Annotated in this window: 5 protein-coding genes; 2 read left to right on the plus strand and 3 right to left on the minus strand. The window is 71.7% G+C overall.

All coding sequences use genetic code 11. The annotated features are described in order from the left end of the window. Nucleotides 1-46: 46 nt before the first annotated feature. From CCL05_RS37270 to CCL05_RS37280, 3 genes are all read right to left on the minus strand, one after another. Entirely contained in the window at nucleotides 47-919 is an 873-nt protein-coding gene (locus tag CCL05_RS37270) for a trypsin-like serine protease (RefSeq protein ID WP_107400565.1), read from the minus strand. Between the two features lie 118 nt (nucleotides 920-1,037). Beyond that, complete coding sequence (locus tag CCL05_RS37275) at nucleotides 1,038-1,526, minus strand: PaaI family thioesterase (RefSeq protein ID WP_086565067.1); 489 nt, start codon at nucleotides 1,524-1,526, stop codon at nucleotides 1,038-1,040. A gap of 58 nt (nucleotides 1,527-1,584) precedes the next feature. Then, the gene (locus tag CCL05_RS37280) at nucleotides 1,585-3,864 is read right to left on the minus strand and encodes an FdhF/YdeP family oxidoreductase (RefSeq protein WP_086565068.1); all 2,280 of its coding nucleotides are present in this window, start codon (nucleotides 3,862-3,864) and stop codon (nucleotides 1,585-1,587) included. Between the two features lie 170 nt (nucleotides 3,865-4,034). Here CCL05_RS37280 and polA point away from each other — a divergent pair, with 170 nt between their 5' ends. Together polA and CCL05_RS45725 are read left to right on the plus strand one after the other, a co-directional pair. Further along, the gene (gene polA / locus CCL05_RS37285; protein WP_086565069.1) at nucleotides 4,035-6,761 is read left to right on the plus strand and encodes a DNA polymerase I; all 2,727 of its coding nucleotides are present in this window, start codon (nucleotides 4,035-4,037) and stop codon (nucleotides 6,759-6,761) included. A 4-nt stretch (nucleotides 6,762-6,765) separates the two neighbouring features. Continuing rightward, nucleotides 6,766-6,964: hypothetical protein (locus CCL05_RS45725; protein ID WP_208641701.1), on the plus strand; the 199-nt coding region annotated here is incomplete at its 3' end.

Raw genomic sequence — 6,964 nt, forward strand, 5'->3', positions numbered from 1 at the left:
GGTGCGGCGGGGCGGTCGGTCATGCCGGTTGCCGTCGGTGTGAGGGCTACGGCAGCTTCACGAACGGCGAGAGGAAGGCGCGGGCGCCGGGGGTGTCCAGGCGGTACGTCACGTTGGTGGCGTAGCAGGGGGTGTCGCCGGTGATGGTGGTGGCGGCGAGGATGTTCTTCCCGCCGATGACGGCGAAGTTGGGGCCGCCCGAGTCGCCGTAGCAGGCGCCTCCGTTGCCCTGCGGGGCGGTCATCGCCAGCCGGGCCCAGGAGTTGTTGAGGGCGTCGAAGCTGACGGGTGCCTTCATGCGGACGCCGCCGCCGGGGTGGGTCTGGCCGCCGGGGCCGTTGACGGCCTCCTGGGTGCCGTAGCCGGCGACGAGCCAGTCGGTGGCGTTCAGCCCCTGCGGGCCGAGTCTGCCGAGCTGGTTCGCGGTGGGCAGGGTGGCCGGGGTGAAGCTCCAGCGGGCCTTGACCTTGGCGGCGGGCAGTTCGATCACCGCGATGTCGTGGGTGTCGGAGGCGGGCCCCGGGTAGCCGGGGTGGGTGTGGGCGGTGCCCGGGACGGCGACGGCGGCGGCCTGCGCGGCCGGGTCGCCCGGGTACGTCTTCGCCGCCGCGTCGAGCCCGGACTGCACGTCCTGGTCCAGGGACACGGAGAACCGCACGTTGTCGGGCCAGTCGGAGGTGCAGTGCGCGGCGGTCAGGAAGGTGTCCGCGTCGATCATGGTGCCGGAGCAGACCCAGTCGACCCGGTCGGGGGTCGCGGGGTCGCCGTCGTTGTCCCAGGTGGCCACGAGCGCGCCGACTTCGGTGCGTTCGGGGGCGGGTGTCGCGTTGTAGGAGTTGATGGCGGAGGACGGCAGCGCGGTGGCGAGCACGGCGGCACCGGCCGCGGCGGTGACGGCGATGGCACGTACGGAGGTCAAGAGAAACCCTTCTACGGGTGGGACGGGTCTTCTCCTGTGGGGGTGGAGCGTCAGTGAAGCGCGCGGGGGCGGCCGCGACAAGAGCGCGCCCGCCCCTCCAGGGTTTTCCCTACGTCGGTCAGCTCGCGGCGCGGATGAGCTGTTCGTCGCCCGGGTTCACGTCGCGCAGCAGGCAGGTCAGCCGAGCCGTGCACACCCTTTTGTCGCTTTCGTCCGTGATGACGATTTCGTACGTGGCGGTCGAGCGCCCCCGGTGCACGGGCGTGGCCACGCCGGTCACGAGGCCGGAGCGCACCCCGCGGTGGTGCGTGCAGTTCAGGTCGACGCCCACGGCGATCTTGGAGCTGCCGCCGTGCAGCATCGAGCCGACCGAGCCGAGCGTCTCGGCCAGCACCGCGGAGGCCCCGCCGTGCAGCAGTCCGTAGGGCTGGGTGTTGCCCTCGACCGGCATCGTCCCGACCACCCGGTCCGCCGACGCCTCGACGATCTGGACGCCCATCCGGGTCCCGAGGTGGCCCGCGGAGAACAGGGCCAAGAGGTCGACGCCGAGCGCGGCGTACTCGTCGATGACCTCCTGCGGGAACGTCACATGCTGCTGCTCGCCCATGGGGCCCGGTCTCCGTTCGTCCAGATCATGCGGTGGGGCACTGTGGCTGAGCAAACGCTCAGTCGGTCGCCGATTGTTCCAGACGCACCACGACGGACTTGCTGGCCGGGGTGTTACTGGTGTCCGCCGTGGCATCCAGCGGCACCAGCACATTGGTCTCCGGGTAGTAGGCGGCGGCGCAGCCCCGGGCCGTCGGGTAGTGCACGACGCGGAAACCGGGCGCCCTGCGCTCCACGCCGTCCTTCCACTCACTGACCAGGTCGACGTAATCGCCGTCCGCCAGCTTCAGGGCCCGCGCGTCCTCGGGGTTGACCAGCACCACCCGGCGGCCGTTCCTGATGCCCCGGTAACGGTCGTCGAGGCCGTAGACCGTGGTGTTGTACTGGTCGTGCGAGCGCAGCGTCTGGAGCAGCAGGCGGCCCTCGGGCAGCTCCGGGTACTCCACGGGCGCGGCGGTGAAGTTGGCCTTGCCGGTGGCCGTGGGGAAGCGGCGCTCGTCGCGCGGGGCGTGCGGGAGCGTGAAGCCGCCCGGTCGGGCCACGCGCGCGTTGAAGTCCTCGAAGCCGGGGATCACGCGCGCGATGCGGTCCCGGATGGTCGCGTAGTCCTTCTCGAACTCCTCCCAGGGCGTGGCGCTGTTCTCGCCCAGTACGCGGCGGGCCAGGCGGCAGACGATGGCCGGCTCGGACAGCAGGTGCCGGCTCGCGGGCTCCAGCCGGCCCCGGGAGGCGTGCACCATGCCCATGGAGTCCTCGACGGTCACGAACTGCTCGCCGCTGCCCTGGAGATCGCGCTCGGTACGGCCGAGCGTCGGGAGGATCAGGGCACGCGCGCCCGTGACCGCGTGCGAGCGGTTCAGCTTCGTCGACACGTGCACGGTCAGCCGGGCCCGCCGCATGGCCGCCTCCGTGACCTCCGTGTCCGGGGACGCGGAGACGAAGTTGCCGCCCATGGCGAAGAAGACCTTCGCCTCGCCGTCGCGCAGCGCGCGGATGGCCCGTACGACGTCGTAGCCGTGCTCGCGCGGCGGGGCGAAGCCGAACTCCTTCTCCAGGGCGTCCAGGAACGCCGGGGCGGGGCGCTCGAAGATGCCCATCGTGCGGTCGCCCTGCACGTTCGAGTGGCCGCGCACCGGGCAGACGCCCGCGCCCGGGCGGCCGATGTTGCCGCGCAGGAGAAGGAAGTTGACCACTTCCTTGATCGTCGGCACCGAGTGCTTGTGCTGGGTGAGGCCCATCGCCCAGCAGACGATGGTCCGCTCGGAGGCGAGGATCATGCGGAGGGCCTTGTCGATGTCCTCCCGGGTCAGGCCGGTCGCCGCGAGCGTCTCGTCCCAGTCGGCCGCGCGGGCGGCCTCGGCGAACTCCTCGTAGCCGTGCGTGTGCTCCCGCACGAACGCCTCGTCGACCGCGCCCTGCGTCTCGACGATCAGCTTGTTGAGCAGACGGAACAGGGCCTGGTCGCCGCCGATGCGGATCTGCAGGAACAGGTCGGTCAGCGCGGCGCCCTTGAGCATGCCCTGCGGGGTCTGCGGGTTCTTGAAGCGCTCCAGGCCCGCCTCGGGCAGCGGGTTGACGCTGATGATCCGCGCCCCGTTGGCCTTGGCCTTCTCCAGGGCGGACAGCATGCGAGGGTGGTTCGTCCCCGGGTTCTGTCCGGCGACGATGATCAGGTCGGCCTTGTACAGATCCTCCAGCAGGACGCTGCCCTTGCCGATGCCGATCGTCTCCGACAGGGCCGAGCCGGACGACTCGTGGCACATGTTCGAGCAGTCGGGCAGGTTGTTCGTGCCGAGCTCGCGGGCGAAGAGCTGGTAGAGGAACGCGGCCTCGTTGCTCGTGCGGCCCGAGGTGTAGAAGACGGCCTCGTCGGGGGAGCCGAGGGCGGCGATCTCCTCCGCGATGATGTCGAACGCGCGCTCCCAGGTCACCGGCTCGTAGTGGGTGCCGCCCTCCGGGAGGTACACGGGGTGGGTGAGGCGCCCCTGCTGGCCCAGCCAGTAGCCACTGCGGCCGGCCAGGTCGGCGACCGGGTGCGCGGCGAAGAACTCGGGCGTGACCCGGCGCAGCGTGGCCTCCTCGGCGACGGCCTTCGCGCCGTTCTCGCAGAACTCCGCCTTGTGCCGGTGCTCCGGCTCCGGCCAGGCACAGCCCGGGCAGTCGAAGCCGTCCTTCTGGTTCACGCTCAGCAGCGTCAGCGCCGTGCGCTTCACACCCATCTGCTGCTGGGCGACCCGCAGCGTCTGCCCGATCGCGGGGAGGCCCGCTGCCGCGCGCTGCGGCCCGGTGACCTGCGGCGCGTCCTGAACCGGATCACTCTTGGGTGGCTTGGCCGCCATCGCACTCTCCCCTTCGACCGCGCTGTGAGGTACGTCTCCGATCCTCGCACGCTGCGGTGACATCGCGTGAGGGGAGGGCCGGGGCGACTGCCCGACCCCCGGCCCGCCTCCGGCGCACGCGCCGTCGGGGCCGGGGCCGAGTGTCAGTGGGGCGTGGCAGGATCGGGGGCGTGGCAGAGACAGCATCGAAGACGACCGACCAGACCTCCGGCGGCAGCCGCCCGCGACTGATGCTCATGGACGGGCACTCGCTGGCCTACCGAGCGTTCTTCGCGCTGCCCGCGGAGAACTTCACCACCGCGACGGGCCAGCCGACGAACGCGATCTACGGCTTCGCGTCGATGCTGGCCAACACGCTGCGCGACGAGGCGCCCACGCACTTCGCGGTCGCCTTCGACGTCTCCCGCAAGACCTGGCGCTCGCAGGAGTTCACGGAGTACAAGGCGAACCGCTCCAAGACCCCCGACGAGTTCAAGGGGCAGGTCGAGCTGATCTGCGAGCTCCTCGACGCGATGGGCGCCGCCCGCTTCGCGGTCGACGGCTTCGAGGCGGACGACGTCATCGCCACGCTCGCCACGCAGGCCGAGGCCGAGGGCTTCGAGGTGCTGATCGTCACCGGCGACCGGGACTCCTTCCAGCTGGTCAGCGAGTACACGACCGTGCTGTACCCGACCAAGGGCGTCTCCGAGCTGACCCGCTTCACCCCCGAGAAGGTCTTCGAGAAGTACGGGCTGACGCCCGCGCAGTACCCCGACTTCGCGGCCCTGCGCGGCGACCCCTCCGACAACCTGCCCGGCATCCCCGGCGTCGGCGAGAAGACGGCCGCGAAGTGGATCAACCAGTTCGGCTCCTTCGCGGAGCTCGTCGAGCGCGTGGACGAGGTCAAGGGCAAGGCCGGGCAGAACCTGCGCGACCATCTGGAAGCGGTCAAGCTCAACCGGCGGCTGACCGAGCTGGAGCGCCAGGTCGAACTCCCCAAGGGCGTCACCGACCTGGAGCGCACCGCCTACGACCGCAAGGCCGTCGCGATGGTCCTGGACACCCTGGAGATCCGCAACCCCTCTCTGCGCGAGCGGCTCTTCGCCGTCGACCCCGGCGCCGAGGAGGCCGAGACCACCCCCATCAGCACGGACGGCGTGCAGCTGGACGGCACGGTGCTCGGCACCGGCGAGCTGACCGGCTGGCTCACCGAGCACGGCACCGGGCCCCTCGGCATCGCCACGGTCGACGCCTGGGCGCTCGGCACGGGCTCGGTCGCCGAGGTCGCGCTCGCCGCGCCCGGCGGAGCAGCCGCCTGGTTCGACCCCTCCCAGCTGGACGAGGCCGACGAGAGGGCCTTCGCGGCCTGGCTCGCCGACGCCGCCCGGCCCAAGATTTTCCACAACGCCAAGGGCGCCATGCGGGTCTTCGCCGAGCACGGCTGGAGCGTCGAGGGCGTGACCATGGACACCGCGCTCGCCGCCTACCTGGTCAAGCCGGGCCGCCGCTCCTTCGACCTGGACGCGCTGTCCCTGGAGTACCTGCACCGCGAGCTGGCCCCCGCCGCCGCGGCCGACGGGCAGCTCGCCTTCGGCGCCGACGAGGGCGCCGAGGCCGAGGCCCTGATGATCCAGGCCCGCGCCGTCCTCGACCTGGGCGAGGCCTTCGAGAGCCGCCTGGAGGAGGTCGGCGCCGCCGACCTGCTGCGCGACATGGAGCTGCCCACGTCCGCGCTCCTCGCCCGCATGGAGCGGCACGGCATCGCCGCCGACCGGCCCCACCTGGAGGCCATGGAGCAGATGTTCGCCGGCGCTGTCCAGCAAGCGGTGAAGGAGGCCCACGCGGCGGCCGGGCACGAGTTCAACCTGGGCTCGCCCAAGCAGCTCCAGGAGGTCCTCTTCGGCGAGCTGGCCCTGCCCAAGACCAAACGGACCAAGACCGGCTACACCACGGACGCCGACGCGCTCGCCTGGCTCGCCACACAGACGGACAACGAGCTGCCGGTGATCATGCTCCGCCACCGCGAGCAGGCCAAGCTCCGCGTCACCGTCGAGGGCCTGATCAAGACGATCGCCACGGACGGCCGCATCCACACCACGTTCAACCAGACGGTCGCCGCCACCGGCCGTCTGTCCTCGACGGACCCGAACCTGCAGAACATCCCGGTCCGCACCGACGAGGGCCGCGCGATCCGCCGCGGTTTCGTCGTCGGCGAGGGCTTCGAGTCCCTGATGACGGCCGACTACAGCCAGATCGAGCTGCGTGTGATGGCCCACCTCTCCGAGGACGAGGGCCTGATCGAGGCGTTCACCTCCGGCGAGGACCTGCACACCACGGCCGCCTCCCAGGTCTTCTCGGTCGAGCCGACCGCGGTGGACGCCGAGATGCGCCGCAAGATCAAGGCCATGTCGTACGGCCTGGCCTACGGACTGTCCGCCTTCGGCCTCTCCCAGCAGCTGAACATCGAGGCGGCGGAGGCCCGCGCTCTTATGGACGCGTACTTCGAGCGGTTCGGCGGCGTACGGGACTATCTGCGCCGGGCGGTCGACGAGGCCCGGGCGACGGGCTACACGGCGACGCTCTTCGGGCGCCGCCGCTACCTCCCCGACCTCAACAGCGACAACCGCCAGCGCCGCGAGGCGGCCGAGCGGATGGCCCTCAACGCGCCCATCCAGGGCACGGCGGCCGACATCGTCAAGATCGCCATGCTCAAGGTGGACAGCGCGCTGAAGGACGCCGGGCTCGCCTCCCGCATGCTGCTCCAGGTCCACGACGAAATCGTGCTGGAGATCGCCCCCGGGGAGCGGACCGCCGCCGAGGAGCTCGTCCGCCGCGAGATGGCGGACGCCGTCCACCTCCGCGTCCCCCTCGGCGTCTCGGTGGGCTCGGGCCCGGACTGGGAGTCGGCGGCGCACTAGCCCGGTGCCGGGTGCCCTTCAGGGGCGCGGGGAACTGCGCGACCAGCCACGACGGTCCCGCAGCCAACTGACAATCCCCGCCCCCACGGCGATCTCCAGGCCGGGCCGGCTCGGGGCCGTCGCCGCCGCCGTCGCTGACGACTACGACCCGGACGTGGGGGCGCCCGCCCTCACTCCGCCGCCTGGCGCGGAGTGCCCCCGGC

Origin of the sequence: Streptomyces africanus (assembly GCF_002150735.1) — a bacterium.
In the GTDB taxonomy this organism is placed as follows: Bacteria; Actinomycetota; Actinomycetes; order Streptomycetales; family Streptomycetaceae; genus Streptomyces; species Streptomyces africanus.